Below are 22358 nucleotides of genomic sequence, written 5' to 3'. Positions count from 1 at the left end.
GCCGGCCTCACGGAAACCGGCTGTCATCGAGATCCCGCGCAAGCTCCGCCGGGGCTCGCATGCGCCAGGCGTCGACGACCAGCTCGGTCAGCCGGTCGACGTCCACCCTCGCGAGCCGCACCATGACCAGTGGCATGCCGTCGTAGGAGGGTGTGGTGAAGAACAGATCGGGTTCGCCCAGCAGCAACGCCTGCTTCTCGGCCTCGTCGCCGACGAACAACACGGCGATGTCGGTCCGGATGATCCGGCGCTTGCCGGGTTCGCGCTCCGGGTAGGACCACACGAAGCCCTTGTCGCCGACGCGGAAGTCGAAGCCCTCACTGTCGATCTCGACGACGTGTGGCAGTGACAGCGCCAGCCGTCGGACGTCGTCGGCGTCAGCCATTCGTCTCACCCTCCACCGAAGCGGCCTGATCCACCCCCGGCGACTCTAGCGGGCAGACCGATCCGGCCAGTGCAGCGACGTCAGCGGCGCTGTGGCCCGACGCCTTCGGGAACGCTCGTGTGCGGGTGTGGGGCGTACACGAGCTTCAGGGTCCGGCCGTCGAGCACGGTGGAGTCGACGAGGTCGAGGTCGAACTCGGGTCCGTCGTCGGCGAACAGGGCCGCGTAGCCGGCCTTTCCGGTGATCGCCGGGAAGATCGTCACCTCGAGGAAGTCCACGAGTCCCGCCGCCAGCAACGCGCGATTGAGCGAGATGCTGCCGTGGCAGCGCATCGGCACGTCGGTTTCGCGCTTGAGCCGCTGCATGGCGGTCACGGCGTCCTCGGAGATGACGGTCGAGTTCGCCCATCCGAGCGGCTCAGTCAGCGTGCTCGAGAAGACGATCTTGGGCAGGGCCGTGAGGCTGGCGTAGTACGGCTCGTCGTATTCGGTGATGAATTCGCGGAACGCGCGGAATGTCTTCGCTCCGTAGACCAGCACCTGGTCCTGGGCGTACTTCTGGACCAGATAGTCCCGCAGCTCAGGACCTTCCTTGCCCCAGTAGCCGGGCCAGCCGTGCGCCGAGCCGTTGCCGTCGAGGCTGCTGAAGAAGTCGACGGTCAGCGTGGTGGTCATGTCGGTACTCCTCGTCCGGGTGGTTCGGTCGACCACCGCTCAGCCAAGCCACGAAGGCCCCGATCCCGCTCCGACAGATTCGCCGGACGCCGTTATCTTTTCGTTATATCGCCTGACGGCGGCTGTCAGGCCCAGATCCGCACCCAGGCGACATGCATCCGGGCCTCGGTCCAGTCGTCCGGGGGTCCGGCCCAGCCGCCGACGGCCAGGTTGATCACCGGGGACAGGTGCCGGTCGTCGAAGCGCCACCGGCCGCCGGCGGCCTCGACGGCGCGGCGAGTGACGGTTCCCGTGGGGCGGTCGTCAACGGTGAACGAGACCAGGCCGGGTTGCCAGTCCACGGCGTAGGTGTGAAAGCCGCGCCAGTCTCCGCTGGTCGGCGGTACGCCGACGGCGACGGATCCCGCGTCGAGGAGCGAGGGCGAATGCGTGCCCTGATGGACCTGGCCTGCCGTGCTCGGGCTGTTCGGCGCCTCCACGATGTCGATCTCCCCGCAGTCCGGCCAGCCGACGCGGTCGTCCTCGCCGAGCAGCCAGAACGCCGGCCAGGTTCCGGCGGCGCCGGGCAAGGAGAGGCGGGCTTCGAACCGGCCGTAGCGAAACAGCTGCCGGGTCGTCGCATGCCGTGCGCTGAGCCGGGCTGAGGTGATCGGCTGCCGGGGATCGGCGGCCCGGATCGCGGTGATCACCAGATGCCCGTTTCCGTCGTGGTGCGCGTTTGCTGGATCGGCGGTGTATGTCTGCAGCTCTGCGGCGGGTTGCCAGCGGTCCGTCCGGCGTACGCCCCACAAGGTGGGGTCCGGCGGTGCTCCGGCGGGCCGGTCGCACTCGTCGGCCCAGATCAGGGCCATGGTGAGCTGCCTTTCGTGGTGAGCGACCGTCATACCCGATACGCACGCTCCTTAACGCCGGGCTACACGTGGCGAGCAGGTTTGTCGGCGGCGCAGCGCAGGACCCGCCGATCAGCCGAGGCGTGTCGCGAACTGATGACACGATCGCTTCGATGGTGGCTTGACCAGCCAAGACATCAGATATAAGTGTCCATGATGGATTGCCAGGTCCTCCCGAGACGACCTTGTGACCTGCGGTAATGCCCGACGGTCTGGCCGGTCGTTTCCGGCGGGATCGGCCGGGTAGGTGACCTTGCGGGCGGTAGCGCGATGTCGCCTGCCCTGATGCGGACAGCCGACCCCGGCCCGCCCGCCGATGTGACGTCGTCTATGGCCGACGGAGGGAAACGCGTGGCCGACATCGACCAGCCCACCCGGGTGCTCCGCCCAGCGGGCGGCCTCGGCTCGACCGATCTGTGGGACGACCTGGTGCGGCTGTCGCGCCGGGTGGAGTACGACACCACCCAGACCCTGGCCCGTCAATGGTCACCTTGGCTGGTGCCGACGCTGGCCACTCTCGTCATCGGGGCGGTCGCGCTGGGCAATCCCGGACTGTGGACCGACGAGCTGGCCACCTGGGGCATGGCGACGACACACGACTGGTCCCAGTTCTGGTGGGTGTTGCGCTACGTCGATGCCGTCCTTGCCCCGTACTACGTGTTCACGCACGAGTGGGTGCGCTTGTTCGGTGATTCCGATCTGTCGCTGCGGACGCCGTCGCTGCTGGCGATGGCGGCGTCGGCCGGCTTGATCGGCGCGTTGGGACGACGGCTGTCCGGTTCGGCGACCGGCCTGATCGGCGGACTGGTGTTCGCCGTCCTCCCGTCCACCAGCCGTTTCGCCGCCGAAGCCCGCCCCTACGCGCTCACCGTCCTCGCCGCGACGGCGGCCACCTATCTGCTCGTCTCGGCGTGCCGGCAGCCGTCGGCGATCCGATGGATCGGCTATGCGGCCGCGATTTCCGTGCTCGGCCTGCTCAACGTGGTGGGTCTGCTCCTGCTGGCCGGGCACGCCTGGGTGCTGATGGCCTGGCACCGGCGCCAGTGGTGGCGATTCGGGCTGGCCGCCGGCGTCGGCCTGGCGATGTGCGTACCACTGCTGATGTTCGGGACCAGACAGAGCCATCAGGTGTCGTACATCCCACCCGTCAGCTTCGCCACCTTCGGCGACTACAGCACCGTGCTGTTCGGCGGGACGGCGTTGTCGTTGCTGGTCATCGGCATCGGCCTGTTCGGACTGCCGCTGCGGTGGCCGTCGGCGGTCTTCGCGGGCTGGGCGATCGTGCCAGTCCTGGCCCTGATCGTCGTCTCGTTCGTGATGCCGATGTTCCTGCCTCGCTATCTGCTGTTCACCACGCCCGGCTGGGCGTTGCTTGCAGGCGCCGCGCTGGCGCGCGTGCGGCCGCGGTGGGCGGGCAGTGTGGTGCTCGTCGTCGCGCTGCTGGGCCTGCCGGTCCAGGCGCAGATCCGGTCGGCCGGCGGCCACGAGCAGGCCACCGCCGAGATGGCCGCCGTCATCGCGGCCAACGTGCGTCCCGGCGATGCCATCGTGTACGCCGACGACGAGCCGGTCGGCTCGTGGACCGCCCGGGACGCCGTCGCCCACTATGTTCCCGCCGATCGACGACCGGCCGACCTCCTGGCAACCAATTCGCCTCGGCACGACGGTCTGCTGCTCGCGACCGAATGCGCCGACGTTGCCGGTTGCCTGAAGCCGGCCAAGCGGGTCTGGGTGCTGCGCATCGGTCACCTGACGGATCCACTGGCCGGCATCGGACCGAAGAAGGACCAGGCGCTGCGGGCGCGATTCCACCCCGATCGCATCTGGTACCCCGACGGACTCACCCTCGCCCTGCTCGAACCCGGCCGGATCGCCGGCTGACGACGAAAGTCGTCTGACCATCAAGGAGGAATGCTCGTGCGTACCCGGACAAGCCGGGACAGCCTGTCCGCCCGCCGTCACTACACCGGCACAGCGACTGCGGCCGGACCGCTGCAGCCCGCGGCCGATGGCCAAGCAGTGCGGATGCGCCCGGTCGCCAGCCGTCGCGAGCGGATCATGCTCACTCTGCTGGTGCTGCTCAACGCCGCGACCGGCGGGCTGCTGATCACCTGGCTGGTCCAGCCGCAGCATCTGCCGGGCTACACCGGCGGCCTGCCGGAACCGGCGCTGTGGGTGGCCCGGGTGGGCTTCGTGCTCGTCATCGCGGTGGAGCTGGTACGCCTGGCGCAGAACGTCGCGGTCTGGGTGTACGCGTTCCACGCCAAGGATCCGGTTCCGGTCGACCCGCCGATCGGCTGGCGGGTCGCGCTGCTGACCACCATCGTGCCCGGTAAGGAACCCGTCGACCTCGTGGAGCGAACCCTGCGCAAGATGCTGCAGATCGCGTACTGCGGAACCGTCGACGTGTGGATCCTCGACGAGGGCGACGATCCGGAGGTCAAGGCGATGGCCGCGCGGCTCGGCGTACGCCATTTCACGCGAAAGGGCCGACCGGAGTACAACCAGCCGGACGGGCCGTTCCGGGCCAAGTCGAAGGCGGGCAACCACAACGCGTGGCGGGCCGAGCATGAACACGACTACGACGTCGTCGCGCAGATGGACCCCGACCATGTTCCGCTGCCGTGCTTCCTGGAGCGCACCCTCGGTTACTTCCGCGACCCCGACGTCGCCTTCGTCGTCGCGCCGCAGGTCTACGGCAACATGTACGACAACTGGATCGCCCACGGCGCCTCAGTTCAGCAGTACCTGTTCTCCGGCATCGTGGAGCGGGGCGGCAACGGACTCGACGCGCCGCTGCTGATCGGCACCAATCACCTGTACCGGCCGGCCGCCTGGGCGGCGATCGGCGGCTACCAGGACTCGATCATCGAGGATCACCTGACCAGTATGCGGATCCAGGGTCAGGCGAACCCGCTCACGGGACATCGGTGGAAAGGTGTCTACACGCCGGACGTCCTGGCGGTGGGGGAGGGCCCGACCTCGTGGGCCGACTATTTCAACCAGCAGAAGCGCTGGTCCTACGGGATCTGGGAGATTCTGCTGCGCCGCCGCGACGCTCGCCGAGGCCTGTCTTGGCGGCAACGGTTGCTCTACGGCTGCGTGCAGTTCTATTACCCGTCCGTCGCGGTCGCATTGCTGCTCGGAACCCTCGCCACAGCCCTATACCTGCTGTTCGGTGTGGCCTCGATCGAGCTGCACAACCTGACTTGGCTCGCCTTGTGGTCGGCGAGCCTGGGCACCTGGTTCCTGCTGTGGTTCTGGCTCCGGCGATTCAACCTGGCCGAGCATGAACGCGTCGAGGCCGGAATGCCCGGCATGGCGCTGGCGTTGTTCGCCGGCCCGATCTACCTCGCGGCCGCGACCGCCGCCCTCCTCCGGCGGCCACTCGGCTATGCCGTCACCGCCAAGGGCGATCTGACCAGTAGTGAGACGCCCAAAACCTTCCGGCTGCACCTGTGGTGGGCGGCGGTCACGGGTGCTCTGCTGGCCGCCAGCATCCTGCTCGGCCACGACTACCTCGCGCTTCGCGTGTGGGCGGGCCTGAGCGTTCTGGCGGGTCTCGGACCGCCGCTGATCGCGCTCGGGTCAGAGATCGCCCACCGGGTCACGGGCCGCGCTTCGGTCGCTCCGGCCCAGACGGTACGCGCGAAGGCGCCGGCGACGTGGATCGTGCGGTACGACGGCGACGGGAATCCGCCGGCCGGCCAGGTGTGGCGGGGACGGGAGACCGGACGCTGGCATGACCGCTTCGTGGTCGACGGTGACGGCGGCGCCGTACGGCACTCGGCGTATCTGCCGGCTGAAGGCGATCGCTCGACGAAGTCCGGCATGGCTCGAGCGCACGGCAGGAGCACGCCATGAAGGTACGCCATGCGATCGCACTCGCCGGAGTCGTCGTGGTCGCCGTCGCGGCGACGGCCGGCGTGTTGTGGTGGACGTCGCCGGAGCAGGCGTCGCAGACGACGCCCCCGACCGGCCACGGAGGCGGCGCACGGGCTACCTCTCCCTCGCCGTCGGCGGTGCCGTTCCCGGCACCCGGCCGGGTCTTCCTCGGCGTACAGACCAATCTCGGCCCGTACGACCTGTCAGCGGTGGACGCGTTCGGGGCCGCCACCGGTCACCGGCCGTCGGTGCTGCAATTCAGCCAAGGCTGGGCGGCCGACCGGTTCGACCGCGGCCTGTTCGACAAGACGGCCGCCGCCGGGATGTTGCCGATCCTGTCCTGGGAACCCTGGGACTACACCCGACGCTCCAGCGGGCAGCAGCCCGCATACCGGCTGTCGGAGATCATCGCGGGTCGATTCGATGGCTACCTTCGCTCCTGGGCGAGCGGCATCGCGGTGCTCGGCTACCCGGTCGTGATCCGGTTCGCCCATGAGATGAACGGCTTCTGGTACCCCTGGTGCGAACAGGCCAACGGAAACCATCGGGGCGACTACGTTCGAGCCTGGCGGCACGTCCACGACGTCTTCCGGCAGGCCGGGGCCGACAACGTCAGCTGGCTGTGGAGTCCCAACGTGACCTATGCGGGTGCGGCACCCCTCAAGGGGCTGTATCCGGGCGACGCCTACGTGGACTGGGTCGGGTTGTCCGGCTACTACGGCACCGCGGGGCGCGAGTCGTACATCTCTTTCGATCAGATCTTCGGCCGGACCCTACGAGAGCTGGCATCGTTCACCCGCAAGCCCATCGTGGTGACCGAGACCGGCGCCACCGACGCCACCGGGCAACAGGTCCACTGGATCACCCAGATGTTCGCCCAGCTGCCGGCACATCGGCAGATCGTCGGACTGATCTGGTTCGAGACCGACAAGGAGATCGACTGGCGTATCAGCATCCGGCCGGCGGCCGCCGCCGCGTTCGGCAAAGGCGCCGCCGACCCTCGATACGACACCGCGTGGACTCCGAACGGGATTCCGCGCAAGAGCTCGTGAGGATGCCGATCAGCTCATGACCGACAACAGCTGCCGGCAGGCGTTCTCGCAGTCCCGGCAGACCTGGGCGCAGATCCGGCAATGTTCGTGCATGTCGGCGTGCAGTTCGCACTCGGCGGCGCAGGACTGGCATGCCATCGCGCACGCCTCCAGCAGCGTACGGCTGATGTTGGCGTCATAGCCGGTGTGCCGCGACAGGACACGAGCGGTCGTGGCGCAGATGTCGGCGCAGTCGAGGTTCGTGCGGATGCACTTGGCCAGCTCGGCCACCATCGGCTCGCTCAGGCAAGCGTCTGCGCACGCGGTGCACGCCTCGCTGCACGCGGTCAGCGTGTCGATCACGTCGGCCAGCTGACGCCGGTCGAGGTTGATCTCCTGAGGGTAGGTCTCCAGCATCGGCATGGTGACAGTAGTCATGACGACCTCCAGTGGGAATGACTATTTGTGCTGCTACCCCACATCGGGGGAACCATTCACCGTGAGCAGGCCCGATCAGTCGTCGTCGGGTGGCAGTGTCGACAGCTGGGCATACTGCGGGCGTAGCGGGTCGTAGAAGACCCACACCTGGTCGCCGGACGGGGCCAGCGCGGCAGGCACCTCATCAACCAAGTACGCCCAAGGCCCTTGCCAGGTCCGGAACCGTACCGTCAAGCGGCAGTACTCGTCCGCGTCGCGGGAGACCACGATGCGACTGACGATCATCGCCTCCGCCGGTTTCCAGCCACGAGTATCGCCCGGCGGGCGGCGCCGGGCCGCGTACCAGGCGGTAATCACCAAAATGCCGGTCACGGCGACGAGCAGCAGCCAGGCGCGCAGATGGACTTCGAAGTGGCCCACGCAGTCGCCTCCGCCGTCCAGCCGGTGTCTCGGGTGCCCTGTCGCCGGCGCCGCGACTGGATCATCCGGCGCCGGCGAGGGCTGGACGGCCGCCCTGGCCCGCCCCGATGCGGGCCGGATGCGTCGCTTGCGGCGTCCGAGGACCGACTCTGCCCGTGGGCTGTCGCGATCCCCGCGCGGACCGATGACGAACTGATGACACCTCGAGGTTGCTCAGCGCAGCTCGTCGACCAGCTGCTCGCCCTGCGGCCACGGACCGAAACCGGTGGCGGTGTCGAGATGACCGACGTCACCGGCGTCGACCAGCTCAGCGCCCCAGTCCTCGGCGAACTGTTCGAACTGTGCGAACGTGGTGTATGGGTCCGTGCGGCTGGCGACCACGACGGCTCGGAACGGCAGCCGGCTCCGCGGCACGACCCACGGCAGATCCGACGAGTCTTCGGGCTCGAATCCATCGACGTACGGCGGCGTGACCAGTAGGGCGGCGCGCACCGGTCCACGATGGTGGGCGGCCCACGTGACCGTGGTGATGCAGCCCGCGCTGTGCGCGATGAGAATCGCGGGCTCGTCGGATTCGCTGACGGCCGCGTGCAATGCCGCCACGCGATCGGCCAAGATCAGTGGCGGGCCCGGCGGTTCGGGCGCCCACATGTATTGCGGATGGGCGGCTGACCACCGTCGCATCCAATGATCCGGTCGCGGAATTCCTCGGCCTGGGACAAGGAGATGGCGCGTCACCCCGCCGATCGTACTGGCCACCTGCTACAGGTCGCCGCAGGCGGCTGGAGGCTCATCGGCCGACGATCGTGATGACCTCGCTGCAGGGACGCCGAGGCGTTTGCTGGATCGCCGGGCCGCTCTCGTTGAGCCCGAGCCGCATCGTCAGTTGAGGAAAACCGGCGGGCGCGACGACCGCGTGCAGCAGCGCCCTGGCGCCAGGAACCTCGATCACCTCGCTCAACACCGATGAAGCGATACCCAACGTCGTCGCGGTCAACAACACGGCGCTGGCGGCTTCACCGGCGCGCAACCAATCCCCTCGGGTGTCCGTATGCGTGGCCAGAGCGAGGTAGGTCGTGTATCGGTCATCGCCGGGGCCGGCTTCCAGCAGCGGTTTGCTGCCGGGCGCGAAGTCTCGCACCGGCACGGGCCGCGACACCTGCGGGACCGCGGCCGTCGGCGGGACGCCATCGCGTGCCCGCGGATCCCGGTACGTGGTCCAAGCCGCCATCTCGTTGCGGTAGGACTCGTTCTTGGCGTGAATGCGGTCCGCCGATCGCGCCGCATGGCCCAGTAGGCCCACCTGCTCCGGATCGAAGGTATGGGTGGCTACTTGGAAGGGTGCAGCCGCGGCGCGCAGTAGGTCGATCACGGAGTCAGGCAGCCGGCTGATTCCGCGGAAGGGCCTGCGATCGGTGCGCCGAGTGCGTAAGGCGTGATGCATTCTCATGTCCTCGGCCGTCACCGACCGGGGGCCGGTCAGCGTCAGCCGAGCCAACAGGACCGGATCGGCCGGATCATCGATCCGCTCGATCGTCGCGGCTGCCCCCAGAACGGACAGCACTATCGTGACGTGGTGCAGCACCACGCCGCAGCTCATCACCATGAGCTGACCATGTGGATCAGCGATCGTCAGTTGGCGGGACGGGTCGCAACGCAACTCCAGGACATTGTCGCTGATCCGCCAGAGCCACGGCTGGGTGTTGGCGATCGACGGCGCCCGGCACGCCACACACGCCGCCTCGAACAGCAGATCCTGCGGCGAAATCGACATCGGCTCGGCCTCAAGCATGATCAAACTCCAGATCAAATACCGTCAGTGCGCTCAAGTCCCATTCTGGACCCGGCCGCAGCGATCCCGGGCGAAACGCCGTCGGGAACTGCCGGCTGGCATCGGCGCAGGCAACCTCGGGGTCCAGGCGTGACTACAGCGACGGCGACGGCGGAGAAGGCCTGTCCAGCTCGGCCAGTGCCTTCTCGCAGCACAGCACGGTCCATCCGGCCCTTGCCCGATGCGCAGTCGCCAGCGATTGCCGGTACGCCGCTTCGGCAGCCTGCCGATCGCCTCGTGCGAGTGCGACGTCGGCTGATCGGCGCTGGAGATGGCTGCGCAGGTGGTCCGACGACAGTCCGGTACTGAGCGCATCGGCTTGCTCGAGGTCGGCAGCGGCTTGTCCCAGGTCGCCGCAGCCCGCCCGGGCGACCCCGAGCGAGGCCAGGCAGTAGCTGGCGTCGTAGATGTTGCCATGATCGTGATGCAGGCGGACGGCGGTCTCCAGCAGCGGCACAGCCTGTGCCGGACGCCCGCCGTCGAGGTGGATCTCCCCGAGATTCCCGGTGCTGCGGCCCAGCCCTCGCCGATTGCCCGTGCGTTCGAAGATGGTCAGCGCCCGCACCATGTAGGTCGCCGCGTCGTCGAGATCACCCTGTTCCATGCGACAGACCCCGAGGTTGCCCAAGATGTTCGCCTGCCCCGGCAGATCGTCGCACTTCCGGTACACCTCCAGGGCGACCGTGTAGTGCTCGCCGGCCTCGGCATACCGCAGATCGGACATGAGGATGACACCGAGGCCGTTGTGGATTCTCGCCCTCAGGAGGTCCGTGCCGGTTCCGTCCAGCGTCGCGAGAGCCGCCTCCAGATCGCGTACGCCGGCTTCGATCGCGCCCGAACGCCAGTGCAGCATGCCTCGGCGATATCTCGCTTCGGCTTCGGCGATCGGGTCCGACAGCGTCGCCGACGCGTGGATGGCGTACTCCTGGAAGGCCAGTCCGGCCGCGAAGTCTCCGGTCATGTCTTGCCGGATCCAGCAATCGCGGGCGATGGCCAGGGTTTCGGCGGCCATTCCCAGGTGGCTTGCCAGTGCGATGGCCGCGGCAAGGTTGGAGCGCTCGGCTTGCCACCAGGCCCCGACGGTGTCCGACGTGCCGGCGAGTGGGCGATCCGGCTCTGACGTCGCGGCGGCGTGCACGAGGTCTGCGTATGACGTGACGAGTCGATGCAGGGCGGCTCGCCGGCTGGCTGGTCGTTCCTCGTCGAGAGCGCGGTCCCGCCCGAAGGCTTGGACGAGGTCGTGGATCGCGTAGCGGTCGCCGGGAGCGCGGTCGAGCAGGCTGACGTCGACGAGTTCGTCGACTACGCGAGGCGTTTGCGTGTCGCCGCAGAGCGCTGTGACCGCAGGTTCCGCGATGTGATGTCCAGGATGCAGGCTGAGCAGGCGTAAGAGGCGTCGAGCCGGCACGGAGAGCGATTGGTAGGACGATTGGAAGGCTGCGTGCAGGCCGGGGATTCCGGTCAGTTCGGCCAGTCGGTCGGCGTGGTCGGCGATCGTCCAGTCAGGATGTCTGCGGATGAACGCGGCCGCAGTCGTCAAGGCCAGTGGCAGGTTGCCGCACGACTGGCAGATCCGAACCAGATCGGCATGGTCGGCGGCCGGCCCGGGGCGTTCGGCGATCCGCAGGAGCAGGGCGACGGACTCCGACGTCGCGAGCGGTCGCAGCGGCATCGCCAGGATCCGAGCCGTGGACTGCAGCCGCCGGCGCGACGTGGCGATGACGCGGGTTCCCGGCAGCGCGACGATGGGGGCGATCTGGTCCACCGTCCCGATGTTGTCGAGGACGACGACGCAGTCCCGCCCTTGCAGGTGAGCGGAGAGTGCCTGCCAGATCGCGTCGGCCGAGGACGGCACCGGGACTCCGAGCGCTTGTAGCAGTTCACCGCCGATCTCCTCCGGGCCGGCGAAGATGTCGCCGTCGTCGATGGAGCCGACGTCGGCGTACAGTCGCACGGCTTGCTCACCTTGCTGACGTGCCACCTCATGGGCGACTCGCAGGGCCAAGGCCGTCTTGCCCACGCCCGGCATGCCATGGACTACCACAGACTTGCCCGAACTCAGCATCGTCGACAGTTCCGCATCACGACCGAGCAGGACGACCGGTGCGGCCGGGAGCTCTCGGCTGGCCGCGACTCGACGGTCCGGCTTGACGGTGTCGGTGACGACTCGCCAAGCTTGCACCCACTGCCGTACGGCCGTCGATGGAACACCGATCGCCTGCAGCACGTCGACCATCAGATTGACGTCCAGCCGCACTCGCCGCACGTCGAACAGATACCCGATGGTGCTGGGGGTCGTGGGTGGCGTTTTCGCCGAACGCTGCGACCGGGCGGCGCGAGTCTGATTCACCATCCGGGCGATGTCGCGGACGGACGGGTCTCCGTAGTACACCTTCGCCAACCGGAGCCGCTCTACGAGTTCGGCGATGCTGGTGGCGGATCGAGGGTCAGGAGGCTCGGGCGTGGAGTCGCGCCAAGAATCCCGCATTCATCGATGGTAGCGACGGGCGGATCGGCGCGCGGGGCAGTGGGTGCGATGCCTCCGCAGGACCTCGGCCGGCTGTCCGGATCCGTCCGAGATTCCCCTCCGGCACCTCGCAGCGCTGCCAGCATCTGCCTAGTCCATCAATGCGATGGCCGCACGCAACGCTAGGAGGTAACCGTGAGAAAGAACGCGCTCCGGCTGGCCGCGATCGTGGCCCTGCTCCTCGCCTCGGTCTGGGCGCCGTCGATGGCGCAGGCCCACCAGAGCTCCACTCCTTCCCCCAACGGCGAGTCGCCGTGGTACTACACCGATTCGTGGGTGCTGTCCGGCTCCTGGTACGGGGAGGGACTGCACACCGACTACTGCGGCGATCCGGCGGTGCACTGCAGCGACTACTACGCCTTGGACTTCTCCAAGCCTTCGGCGCCGTGCTATCAGCCGCTCTACCCGATCTGGGACGGCATGACGGTCGCGACCGTCGACCGGACCATCGGACGCCTGACCATGACGAAGAAGTTCGGCACCGTGACCTGGCGCGTCAAGTACATGCACATGGACAGCATCAACTACAACCCGGGCGCGGTCGTCGGCACGACCACCGTCGTCGGAAAGACCGGGAACAAGGGCCAGTCGAGCGGTTGCCACCTGCACATCTCGACGCAGGCATATGACTCCTCGTCCGGGGTGTGGGTGTCGCATCCGCCTCAGTTCTGCGGCCGGACCTATCCACACGATCACACGACGGCGTGGAAGGGCTGCTGACCTTCGGAGCGTCGATCGGGCGGATGGCGCGACACCTGAACGTGGTGTCGCGCCATCCGACTTGCTGCGGGGTGGTGGCCCGGTGCGGGTCAGGTGGTCTTCTGCTCGACGTACGGGGTGAGCAGGTCACGAGCCAAGCCTGTGGCCGCGCGCAAGGACAGCCCGTTCTCGATCATCCGGCTGAGGGTGTAGACGATCGACTGGATCAGTTCGGCCATGCGTTCGGGATGGGCCGCACCGTGGTCGGCAAGCGCGGCGCGCAAGGGCACTTCGAGGCTGTCGTGGAGGAGCCGGCTGGAGGTGGCGAGAGTCTCGCTGTCGCCGACCGCTGCCAGCGCCCGCGCGAGCGCGTGATCGCCTCGGGCCACCAGGTGCAAGTTGGCCTCGACGTACGTGAGGATCTTCCGCCCGGGCGTGGTCACGGTGCCCATCTGTTGTTCGACGTAGGCCGACCAGCGCGGAAACGTGTCGGTCACGAGGGCGTCGAACATGTCGGCACGGGACTTGAAATAGGAGTAGGCGCTGGAGCGGGCGAGCCCGGCATGCTGAGCCACGTCGGCGAGGCTGGGGACCTCATCTGGGCGTTGCGACAGCAGGGCGCGGGCCGCGTCCAGCAGCGCGGCGCGCTGAGCGGCCCGGTGCTCGGCGACGGTCGCGGCTTGGATCTTCGGCACTGCCGTCCTCCTGTCTTCCCGGCAGTGCGCGGTCTGCCGGTCTGCGCCCGCGCCCGCTGTCGTCGCTAGTGGCCGACGGTGAGCTTGCCGTCGATCATCTGGTAGACCGTGTCACAGTATTGCAGCACGTCGTGGTCATGAGTGACCATGACCACCGCGACCGAACGCCGGCCGGCCTCGCGAGCCAGCAACTGCACGATGTCATGGCTGCGGGTGCGGTCCAACGCCGCGGTGGGCTCGTCGACCAGCAGCACGCTGGGCTCGGTCACGAGCGCCCGGGCGATCCCGACGCGTTGGCGCTCGCCGCCCGACAGCTGGTCCGGCCGCCGGTGCGCCTTCTCTGCCATGCCGACCTCGGACAGCAGCTGGTACGGATCGCGGTTGCTGCGCTGATCGCGCGGTCCGAGGCGCTGAGCCAGCCGCAACTGATCGACGGCGGTCAGCGCCGGGAGCAGGTTGCCCGACTGGAAGACGAAGCCGACGTGGCGGTGGCGGAGGCTGGTGCGAAGCCGTCGGCTGGCGACGGTCATGTCATGCCCGGCCACGGTGACGGTTCCTTTGTCGGGACGGGCCAGGCCACCGGCGACGGCCAGCAGACTGGACTTGCCGGCGCCCGACGGTCCGACGATGGCGGCCAGTTCGCCTGGCTGGACGGTGAGATGCACATCGTCGAGGGCCTGCACGGTCTCGGCGGCGCTGCCATGCCGCAGAGATACCGCCTGCAACACCAGCCCGGGCCGGTGCTGTGCGGCGTCCGCATTCGGGCTCGTGGCGGACGGGGCGGCATAAGGGCTCATCGGTTTCCTCCCAGGGCGGTCGCCGGGTCGATGGAGGTGAGACGGATGACTGCTGCGCTCGCGCCGATGAGGCCGAGTGCGACCAGGGCGACCGCGGCGGTGCTGATGCTCGGTGTGCTCAGTGCGAACGGGGCGCCGCTCCCGGCGACGTACAGCCCGAGTGCGAGTCCGATGCCTACGCCGACGATGACGGCTCCGGTCAGCAGCACGAATGCCTGTGTCAGCGCGTCACGCAACACCCAGCCCGTCGAGGCCCCCAGTGCCCGCAGTACGGCCACCTCCTGCTTGCGTTGGATGGCCCACACCGCGAAGAACGCGCCGGCGACCAGGGCGGAGATCGCGTACAGGAAGCCTTGGATGAGCTGAAGAGTCGTCGTTTCGGCCGTGTAGCCGGGCGAGGCCGCGTACGACTGGGAAAGGGTGAGGCTCTCGGTGCCCGCCGCGGCGTCGCCCGCAGCCAGCCGAACCGATTTTCCGGAGCCGGCGCGGACCGCGACCGCTGTGATCTCCTGCGCGGCGTGTGCCGGGATCGCCGTTCCGGGCGTCGTGTCGGACTTGATCGCCTGCCACACCGGCAGCGGGACGTACGCCACGTCCACATGTCCGAAGGTGTCCTGCTGGCGGGTGACACCCACGACTCGTAACCTCGTACCCAACCGGGCCACGGTGACGACGTCGCCGATGTGTAGACCCGCGTCCAGGGCGGTCGGGCTCACGACGATCCCGTCGGGCGAACCGAGCCGGTCCCCTGCGCTCACCGCGGGTGCGAGGAACGAGTCCGCCTGCACTCCGAACAACGCCAGATCGATCTCCGTCCCGCGATCGGTGCGGGTGTTGACCAACATGTTTCCGAACGGGGCGGCGTCGGCGACACCCGGCTGCGCCCGCCACACGTCCACCGCCGACATCTCCACGACGCTGCGAGTGAACGCGGAGTCGTGCTGCACGCCGTGCGCGAACGCGAACGAGGTCACGGGGAGATTTTGCAGCCCGGAGACACCGTCACGGACCAGCCCGACCGACAGTCCGGACAGCATGACCATCAACACCGCGATCAGCGCGACCACCGCGCCCACCAAGGCGAACCTCACGCGGGCGAACCGCAGTTCCCGAAGGGCCAGGAACATCAGCGTCTCCCTGCGAATGTTATCGACATCATGTCGGCATCTTACCAACGCAGTGTCGGGAAGATTGCCGACGGGAGGGTCGCATTCGCCACACCGGGCCAGGGCGACATCCGGCGGGAGGGCCGGCAGCTCTCGATCTTGGGGGTTATGCCGCTGAGGCGGTTTCCGGGGAATCGGCCTGGTGCCTCACCAGAGCGGCCTCTGGTGCGGGCAGCCAGGCGTCCGCCGGCAGATCAAGCCAGCGCTCTGTGGCGTGGAGGTCGGCGGCCGCGGCCAGTAGTGCGGCTACACCGGGATGGCGCAGGTCGTCACGCCAGATCATGCTCCACGGGTAGACCGCCGTCGGCTGCACAAGTGGCCGGACGACCGCGCCGGGCACCTCAGGTTGGCTGCTGATGGTCAGGATCGGCAGGTCCCACTGCTGGATGTGGTATGCGAGTTCATCAATGCCTCGAACGTTGGGCCGGGGTGGCGCGGCCGGCGTACCGGTGTCGCTGAACAGCTGAAGCATTGCTTGTTCCCACTGAGCCGACGCGTGGTCGCCGCATTGCCAGCAGGCATCCGTCTCGCGGAGGGCGGCTAGGGGGACTTCGGCGCGGGCGGCCAGCGGATGGTTCTGGGGTAGCAGGACCGAAACTCGTTCGTACCGGATCGTTCGATGGTTCAGGCGGGTGGGCGGGTCGCCGGTGATGCCGTGCCAGCGGCCGAACGTGACATCGAGGCGGTGGCCGGCCAGCAGGGGCAAGGACGCGTCCAGTCCGCCATGGAAGCGGGCGAAGAACTCATGCCCTTCCGCTCGTGTGCGCGCTGCGGCGAGTACCAGTGCCGGGGTGAGCCGTTGACCGACCACGTCGACCAGGAGCGAGCGTCCCGTACCGTGCAGTTCGCGCAGCGTCTCGTCATGCAGGGCCAGGATCTGCCGTGCGCGGGCCAGTAACTGTCTGCCGGTCGGCGTGAGGCTGACCCGTCGGCTGGTGCGATCGAACAGCGGCGTGCCTACCCGTTCTTCCAGCCTGCGTACTTCCCGGCTGACCACCTGCTGTGCGACGAAAAGCCGCTGAGCGGCCCGGCTGAAGTGCAAGTCCTCCGCGACGGCCACAAAGTACCGAAGCAGGCGAATCTCCAGGTCCTCGGTCACCCGCTCTGTCTACACGATCCACACGCCGGCTGTGTGGATCCGGGTGGAATGGGTGTTGGACTTCGACTGGCGCGGCCGCGAGGCTGAATTCCATCAGACGAGGCAAAGGAGCGTTGAATCATGACAGGCATCGAGGTCGAACAGCGGGAGCCGCAACCGGTCGTCAGCGTCCGGCAGAGCGTCGCGATCGCCGAACTCACCCAGGCGCAGGGAGCGAGCCTGCACGAGCTTTGGAGTTTCCTTCGCGAGCGGGGAATCAAACCCGCCGGTCCGCCCTTCGTTCGCTACCACACCTTCGGCGACGACGAGACCGACGTGGAAGTCGGCGTACCCGTCGTTGAGGCGGTCGCCGGCCGCGGGCGGGTCGCCGCCGGTGAACTGCCGGGCGGCCGCGTCGTCGTCACCATTCACGAAGGCGGGCATGATCGCCTGGCCGAGGCGTACGCCCGGCTCCAGGAAGGAGTCGCCGCACACGGCAGCCCGGCCGGGCCCGCCTGGGAGGTCTACGAATGGATCGACCTGACGACTCAACCGGACGTGTCGGCCTGGCCCGCTCCCGCCGACTGGCGGACCCAGCTCATCCAGCCGATCTCCTGAAGTCACTCACCGCGCAGCGTCACGGGCATGGCGCTGCGCGGTGATGCCGGGGTTGCCTGACGCGCGCGAGTTTCGTACATGCGCGTGGCGACGACGATTCCGGACGCCGCGGTGATCACGGCGACGATCCAGATGGCTGGGCGCAGGCCGAATACGTCGGCGGTGACACCGGCGACAAGCGCACCGACCGCGTACCCGAGGTCCCGCCACAGCCGGTAGACACCCACGGCGCGGGCGCGCCAGGCGGGCTGCGCCACATCGCCGATGACGGCCAGCAGCGTCGGATAGACGAGGGCAGTGCCGACGCCCATCAGGACGGCCGCGATCGCCCACACCGTAAATGCGCCGCCGGCGGCGACCAGGGCGATGCCGACCGACTGCACGAGCATTCCACTGGTGATGAGCCACTTGCGGCCCCAGCGGTCGGACAGCCAGCCGGTGATCGTCTGACCGACGCCCCAGACGGCAGGGTAGAGGGCGACGAGCGCACCGATGTGCGGGACGTCCAGGCCGCTGGTGGCGAACAGGATCGGGTAGAGCCCCCAGGCGAGTCCGTCGTTGAGGTTGTTGACCAGTCCGGCTTGGCTGGCAGCCGACAGTGCCTTCTCCCGGACGGAGGTGTGGAGGAATATCCACCGTCCACTGATCCGTTCGCCGTGTTCGTCGGCGGTTGGCGTCAAGGCCGCGCTCTCGTGATCGGCGTAATGCCTCGTCTCCCGGACTAGCATTGTCGACAGGCCGAGGCCGAGGGCGGCGAACCCGAGGCCCAGCCAGAACGGGACCGGGCGTAAGCCATATTCGGCGGCGAGCCAGCCGGTGACCATCGCCGTTGCGGCGAGCGCGGCATACCCGGCGGCCTCGTTCAGGCCCATTGCCAGGCCACGGCGGTGCGGACCGACCAGGTCGATCTTCATGATGACCGTCGTTGACCAGGTGAGTCCTTGATTCAAGCCGAGCAGGATATTGGCGGCGATCACCCAGCCCCAGGTGGGCGCCCAGATCAGCAGCAGGGGGATGGGCAGTCCGATGAGCCATCCCGCGACCAGGACAGGTTTGCGTCCGTAGCGATCGGACAGGCTTCCGGCAGCAAGGTTCGCGAGGGCCTTGGTGATGCCGAACGCGCCGATGAACGTCAGCGACGCGGTGAATGCGCCGATGGCGAAGACCTGATCGGCGAGCAGCGGCAGGACGGTGCGTTCCTGGCCGATCATGCCACCGACGGCTCCGTTGACGGCGACCAGAAGAGCGAACTGCGCCAGGTTCCGCCGAAGTCCAAGGTGTACGGTCGCTGTTCGGTGGGTTTCCGTGGCGACGGTCATGCGTTTCCTTCAGGCAGGGCGTCGAGTCTTCACATCATGCCGATATCGCGCCTCGACTGTGGCGATCCGGTCAGCGCGGATGTGGCGCGCTGGCGCGGCACGTACGCACGTGGAGGGCTGCCGCAACGGCGAGCGCGGCGCCTCCGGCGACGATGGCGATCCGCCCGCTGGAGGTGCCGGCCAACGCGTGACGGGCTGCGGCCGGCGCCTGGGCCAGCAGGACCGTGCCGGCCATGGCGACAAGGAACCATCCGAAGCTGGTACGCAGCAGTTGAGCGGGAATGTGAGCGGCCAGCCGGGCGCCGGCCAGACTGCCGACGATGGCCAGCGCGGTGACCGCAAGGGTGATCGGCCAGTCGATGGTGGCGTGCTGCAGATGCCCGGCCAGGCCGGCGGCGGCCTGAAGGGTGATGACCAGCAAGGAGGTACCCACGGCGGTAGTCATCGGAAGTCCGGCCAGCAGGACCAGGACGGGGACGATGACGAAGCCGCCTCCGGCTCCGACGAGGCCGGTGACGAGACCGACAGTGATCCCCAATCCGATCAGGACGGGAAGCCGACCAGCTTGCGGGGCTGGGCGGATCGGGCGCCGGCACGAGCGGATCATGATGGTGGCGGCGGCCGCCATCAGCAGGCCGAAGCCTGCCAGCAGAAGGGGCGTCGGGATGCCGGCGGCGAGCCGCCCGCCCGCGTACGCCCCGGCGAGGCCGGCTGTGCCGAAGACGATGCCGACGCGCCAGTGGACTCGGCCCGCTCGGGCATGAGGGAGCAGAGCGACGGCGCTGGTGACCGCGACCACGAACAGCGACGACGGGATAGCGGCATCGGGAGATTGCCCGGCGAGATAGACCAGGACGGGGACGGTGAGGATGGACCCGCCGCCGCCGAGCAGCCCGAGCAGTAACCCGATGGCCACGGCGGCGGCGGAGGTGACGGCGAGCGTCACTTTGCGGTCCCGGTACGCAACTGAGTCACGACGCTGTCGAGATCGCAGGAGGCTCCACGGTTGTACGGCAGTTTGGCCAGCAGCATGCCCATCGCGCACGTGTTGGTCAGCGCTGCGATCGCCAGCCCGGCTCCGACTGCGGCCGCGGCGTACTGGAGACCTGGAATGAGTAGGCCGCCGATGACGAACAGCAACACGAGGCCGCCGGCGACGAGGCGGACCTGCCGTTCGATGTCCCAGCGTGCGCGTCCGGTCTTGACCGGGGCGGCGTGGTGTTGCCAGGCAAGGATTCCGCCGTCGAGCAGGTGCACGTTGGACAGGCCGGCGGCGGCCAAGTGCTGTTCGGCCTGTGCGGCGCGTTGGCCGGATCGGCAGACGAGCACGACGTCCTGGTCGAGGTGGCCGGAGATCTCGCCAGTGTGCTCCTGCAGCAGATGCAGCGGCACGTTGTAGGAGCCGGGGATGTGGGCGGTCTCGAACTCCGCGGGCGTACGCACGTCGATGATGCGCGGCGCGTCGGGTTCGGCGATCCACTCCCGCAGAGTCGGGGCGTCGAGGCGGGGCGGTCGAGTTCGGGTCGTCACGAGCGTGTGCTTCCTTGCTGTGTGTCGGGCGGAACGGGTTCGGGCCGGATGGCCCTGGTAACAAGCGGGTGCGAGCCCGGGGTTACTCGGCGTCGGCCTCCGTCAGACCATCGGCCACGGCGCGCGTGAAGTCGTCGTCGATGTGCACAACCTGGCGTCCGGCTGCTGCCAGGAGCGATGCGGCGATCGAGGCGCGATAGCCGGCAGCGCAGTGCACCCACACCTCGCCGCTGGGCACTTCGGCCAGCCGTTGTGGGAGTTCGTGCAGCGGGATGTGGGTGGAATCCGGAAGGTGCGCCTGCTTCCATTCCAGCTCGCGGCGTACGTCCAGCACGACGACTGGGCGATGGTGGCGTACCTGGGCCAGGTCGGCGAATCCGGCTCGCGGGTAACTGGCCAGGGGCCGGTCCCCGTTCCAGTCCTGCGGGGTTCCGGTCGCCTGAGCCGCCGGCCGGTCGATGCCGATGCGCACGAGTTCGCGCTGTGCCTGGGCGACCTGTTCAGGGGTGTCACCTAGGAGGGTCACGGGCATGCCCCACGGGATGAGCCAGCCGAGGTACGTGGCGAAGCTTCCGTCGAGGCCGAAGTTCAAGGTGCCGGCGACATGCCCGGCGGCGAACGCGACCCGATTGCGCAGGTCCACGACCCATTCGCCGTCGGCAATCCGCTCACGCAGCCGCTCGGGGTCGGCGGGTAGCGGCATCGACAAATCGGGCGCGGCAGGTCCGCCGCTGTTGGCCGCGGCCATCTGCGCGTAGTACGCCGGCCAGGCGTCCAGTCCGGCCAGGATGTCGTCCACGAACTCTTGCTCGCTCTGGGTCAGCGCCGGGTTGGCTGCCTTCTCCGCCGCCAACGTGGACGCACTCGCATCGGACTGCGTGGCTGAGCAGAAACTGCCGAAACCGTGGGTCGGATACACCCCCGTGGCGTCGGGCAGTTCGGCGGCCAGCCGGTGCGCCGACGTGTACTGGTGGCGTACCAAATCATGAGTGTGCTCTGGTCCGAGGAGGTCGGGCCGCCCCACCGAGCCGTAGAGCAGCGAGCCGCCGGTGAAGACCGCGATCTGGTGGTTCGCCTCGGACAGCGCGTAGGAGAGGTGGGTGAAGGTGTGACCCGGTGTCGCCAGGACGGTGACGGCCATGCGGTCACCGACGGTGACCTGGTCGCCGTCGGACACCGGCACTCGGTCGAACGTCACGGAATCCGCGGCGTTGACGTGGTAAGCGGCGCCAGTGGCCAGGGCGAGGGCGTGCCCGCCCGTGACGTAGTCGTTGTGGATGTGCGTCTCGAACACATGCGTGATTCGGACGCCGGCCTGTTCGGCCAGGTCGAGGACGCGGTCGATATCGCGTTGCGGGTCGATGACGAAGGCGACCTGCCCGTCGTGGACGAGGTAGCTGCGGTCGCCCAGGGTCGGGGTGTCGATCGGGACGATGTGCGGCACGGTGTTCTTCTTTCTGATGTCTAGACGGAGGGCTGGGCACCGCGGACGACGGTCCGGCCTGCTCGCTGCCACGCTCCGGTTCCGCCGGTGACCGAGACGGCGTCGAAGCCCGCACGGGCCAGGAGACCGGCCGCTGCGAGGCTGCGGTTGCCGGAGGCACAGATCAGGTAGACGGGTTCGTCTCGCGGTAGGTCGCCCAGGTGCTCAGGCAGCTGGCCGAGCGGGATCGGGCGAGCCCCCGGAACGTGCCCCGCGAGGTATTCGTCGGGCTCGCGGACGTCGACGACCGCCGCGCCCTCGGCGTGGGCGGCGGCGAACGAGACTTGGTCGATTTCGCGCATCATCACTCCCTCTCGGATACCCCCGGGGGTATCGAACGAACATTCTCCGATACCGGTGGGGGTATCTGGATATCGCCCACCATAGCCCGGCGAACCCGCTTGCCGTCAAGCCGCGACCAGCGCGTCCGGTCGTCAGACGTGTCACAGCCGCATCGCGGAATCCATACCCCCGGGCGTATGTTGAAGCCAGTGTCCGGTTATGCGGGAGGAGCCGAGGAATGCAGATCGAAGCCGATGCGGTCGGTGACGTCGTACGCCGCCTACGCCGGGCCGAAGGCCAGATTCGCGGCGTGATCGCGATGCTCGAAGAAGGTCGCGACTGCGCCGACGTGGTGACTCAGCTCGCAGCGGTGTCACGCGCGCTCGACCGGGCCGGATTCAAGATCGTCGCCAGCGGGCTGCAGCAGTGCATGACGGCCAAGAACGCCGGCGAGGACCAGACGGCCAACCTGGAGCAGATGGAGAAGCTGTTTCTGTCGCTGGCCTGACTCCCGAAGATCGGGAGAAATCCCGTCACCCCGGTTAGCCTGATGATGTGCCCACGCTTGCCCCATGGGATGGGGACGTTGGACCCGATTGATGCTGACTTA

Annotated in this window: 23 protein-coding genes; 6 read left to right on the top strand and 17 right to left on the bottom strand. The window is 68.4% G+C overall.

The annotated features are described in order from the left end of the window. Positions 1-7: 7 nt before the first annotated feature. From AB0H43_RS03980 to AB0H43_RS03970, 3 genes are all read right to left on the bottom strand, one after another. Positions 8-385 (bottom strand): MmcQ/YjbR family DNA-binding protein, encoded by a 378-nt coding sequence (locus tag AB0H43_RS03980; RefSeq protein ID WP_359996116.1) that lies wholly within the window; start codon positions 383-385, stop codon positions 8-10. An 80-nt stretch (positions 386-465) separates the two neighbouring features. Then, complete coding sequence (locus tag AB0H43_RS03975) at positions 466-1059, bottom strand: dihydrofolate reductase family protein (protein ID WP_359996113.1); 594 nt, start codon at positions 1057-1059, stop codon at positions 466-468. Positions 1060-1184: 125 nt separating this feature from the next. After that, positions 1185-1910: a glycoside hydrolase family 16 protein gene (locus AB0H43_RS03970; protein WP_359996111.1), complete on the bottom strand. Its 726-nt coding sequence runs from the start codon at positions 1908-1910 to the stop codon at positions 1185-1187. Between the two features lie 390 nt (positions 1911-2300). Here AB0H43_RS03970 and AB0H43_RS03965 point away from each other — a divergent pair, with 390 nt between their 5' ends. The 3 genes from AB0H43_RS03965 to AB0H43_RS03955 are packed head-to-tail and all read left to right on the top strand — an operon-like array spanning position 2301 to position 6886. Continuing rightward, a complete protein-coding gene (locus AB0H43_RS03965) occupies positions 2301-3830 on the top strand; it encodes a glycosyltransferase family 39 protein (protein ID WP_359996108.1) in 1530 nt (509 codons plus the stop codon). Positions 3831-3866: 36 nt separating this feature from the next. Further along, positions 3867-5813 (top strand): glycosyltransferase, encoded by a 1947-nt coding sequence (locus AB0H43_RS03960; protein ID WP_359996106.1) that lies wholly within the window; start codon positions 3867-3869, stop codon positions 5811-5813. Continuing rightward, the gene (locus tag AB0H43_RS03955) at positions 5810-6886 is read left to right on the top strand and encodes a glycosyl hydrolase (RefSeq protein ID WP_359996103.1); all 1077 of its coding nucleotides are present in this window, start codon (positions 5810-5812) and stop codon (positions 6884-6886) included. The genes AB0H43_RS03960 and AB0H43_RS03955 overlap by 4 nt, the downstream gene beginning before the upstream one ends. 9 nt (positions 6887-6895) lie before the next feature. On the opposite strand, the gene AB0H43_RS03950 is transcribed toward AB0H43_RS03955, so the two are convergent. The 5 genes from AB0H43_RS03950 to AB0H43_RS03930 all read right to left on the bottom strand — a co-directional run bounded on the left by AB0H43_RS03950 (position 6896) and on the right by AB0H43_RS03930 (position 12042). Further along, the gene (locus AB0H43_RS03950) at positions 6896-7303 is read right to left on the bottom strand and encodes a four-helix bundle copper-binding protein (RefSeq protein WP_359996101.1); all 408 of its coding nucleotides are present in this window, start codon (positions 7301-7303) and stop codon (positions 6896-6898) included. Between the two features lie 75 nt (positions 7304-7378). Then, entirely contained in the window at positions 7379-7723 is a 345-nt protein-coding gene (locus tag AB0H43_RS03945) for a DUF3592 domain-containing protein (protein WP_359996098.1), read from the bottom strand. Between the two features lie 213 nt (positions 7724-7936). Further along, complete coding sequence (locus tag AB0H43_RS03940; RefSeq protein WP_359996095.1) at positions 7937-8461, bottom strand: alpha/beta hydrolase; 525 nt, start codon at positions 8459-8461, stop codon at positions 7937-7939. Positions 8462-8513: 52 nt separating this feature from the next. Beyond that, positions 8514-9515, bottom strand: coding sequence for a nitroreductase (locus tag AB0H43_RS03935; RefSeq protein WP_359996093.1), 1002 nt, complete (start codon positions 9513-9515; stop codon positions 8514-8516). A gap of 133 nt (positions 9516-9648) precedes the next feature. Beyond that, positions 9649-12042: a tetratricopeptide repeat protein gene (locus AB0H43_RS03930; protein ID WP_359996090.1), complete on the bottom strand. Its 2394-nt coding sequence runs from the start codon at positions 12040-12042 to the stop codon at positions 9649-9651. Positions 12043-12216: 174 nt separating this feature from the next. Here AB0H43_RS03930 and AB0H43_RS03925 point away from each other — a divergent pair, with 174 nt between their 5' ends. Then, on the top strand, positions 12217-12801 hold the full coding sequence (locus tag AB0H43_RS03925; protein WP_359996087.1) for a M23 family metallopeptidase: 585 nt from the start codon (positions 12217-12219) through the stop codon (positions 12799-12801). 89 nt (positions 12802-12890) lie between these two features. Here AB0H43_RS03925 and AB0H43_RS03920 read toward each other — a convergent pair whose 3' ends face one another. The 4 genes from AB0H43_RS03920 to AB0H43_RS03905 all read right to left on the bottom strand — a co-directional run bounded on the left by AB0H43_RS03920 (position 12891) and on the right by AB0H43_RS03905 (position 16537). Next, complete coding sequence (locus tag AB0H43_RS03920) at positions 12891-13475, bottom strand: TetR/AcrR family transcriptional regulator (protein ID WP_359996084.1); 585 nt, start codon at positions 13473-13475, stop codon at positions 12891-12893. 65 nt (positions 13476-13540) lie between these two features. Further along, positions 13541-14272 (bottom strand): ABC transporter ATP-binding protein, encoded by a 732-nt coding sequence (locus tag AB0H43_RS03915; RefSeq protein WP_359996081.1) that lies wholly within the window; start codon positions 14270-14272, stop codon positions 13541-13543. After that, positions 14269-15399, bottom strand: coding sequence for an ABC transporter permease (locus AB0H43_RS03910; protein WP_359996079.1), 1131 nt, complete (start codon positions 15397-15399; stop codon positions 14269-14271). The genes AB0H43_RS03915 and AB0H43_RS03910 overlap by 4 nt, the downstream gene beginning before the upstream one ends. Positions 15400-15544: 145 nt before the next feature. Continuing rightward, positions 15545-16537, bottom strand: coding sequence for a LysR family transcriptional regulator (locus tag AB0H43_RS03905; RefSeq protein WP_359996076.1), 993 nt, complete (start codon positions 16535-16537; stop codon positions 15545-15547). Between the two features lie 120 nt (positions 16538-16657). On the opposite strand from AB0H43_RS03905, the gene AB0H43_RS03900 reads away from it, so the two are divergent. Continuing rightward, a complete protein-coding gene (locus AB0H43_RS03900) occupies positions 16658-17134 on the top strand; it encodes a GyrI-like domain-containing protein (RefSeq protein WP_359996074.1) in 477 nt (158 codons plus the stop codon). A 2-nt stretch (positions 17135-17136) separates the two neighbouring features. Here AB0H43_RS03900 and AB0H43_RS03895 read toward each other — a convergent pair whose 3' ends face one another. From AB0H43_RS03895 to AB0H43_RS03875, 5 genes are all read right to left on the bottom strand, one after another. Further along, on the bottom strand, positions 17137-18453 hold the full coding sequence (locus AB0H43_RS03895; RefSeq protein ID WP_359996071.1) for an MFS transporter: 1317 nt from the start codon (positions 18451-18453) through the stop codon (positions 17137-17139). Between the two features lie 70 nt (positions 18454-18523). Further along, complete coding sequence (locus AB0H43_RS03890) at positions 18524-19399, bottom strand: sulfite exporter TauE/SafE family protein (RefSeq protein WP_359996068.1); 876 nt, start codon at positions 19397-19399, stop codon at positions 18524-18526. Continuing rightward, positions 19396-19941: a rhodanese-like domain-containing protein gene (locus tag AB0H43_RS03885; protein WP_359997393.1), complete on the bottom strand. Its 546-nt coding sequence runs from the start codon at positions 19939-19941 to the stop codon at positions 19396-19398. Before AB0H43_RS03885 ends, AB0H43_RS03890 begins: the two co-directional genes overlap by 4 nt. A 124-nt stretch (positions 19942-20065) precedes the next feature. Next, positions 20066-21427: an MBL fold metallo-hydrolase gene (locus AB0H43_RS03880; RefSeq protein WP_359996065.1), complete on the bottom strand. Its 1362-nt coding sequence runs from the start codon at positions 21425-21427 to the stop codon at positions 20066-20068. Between the two features lie 20 nt (positions 21428-21447). Next, positions 21448-21768, bottom strand: a complete 321-nt coding sequence (locus tag AB0H43_RS03875; RefSeq protein ID WP_359996062.1) for a rhodanese-like domain-containing protein — start codon at positions 21766-21768, stop codon at positions 21448-21450. A 218-nt stretch (positions 21769-21986) separates the two neighbouring features. Here AB0H43_RS03875 and AB0H43_RS03870 point away from each other — a divergent pair, with 218 nt between their 5' ends. Then, the gene (locus AB0H43_RS03870) at positions 21987-22256 is read left to right on the top strand and encodes a metal-sensitive transcriptional regulator (protein ID WP_359996059.1); all 270 of its coding nucleotides are present in this window, start codon (positions 21987-21989) and stop codon (positions 22254-22256) included. Positions 22257-22358: the final 102 nt, after the last annotated feature.

Source organism: Hamadaea sp. NPDC050747 (assembly GCF_040654195.1).
Lineage (GTDB): Bacteria > Actinomycetota > Actinomycetes > Mycobacteriales > Micromonosporaceae > Hamadaea.
Note: the sequence above shows the minus strand (reverse complement) of the source record. Positions and strands in the feature narration are given on the sequence as shown.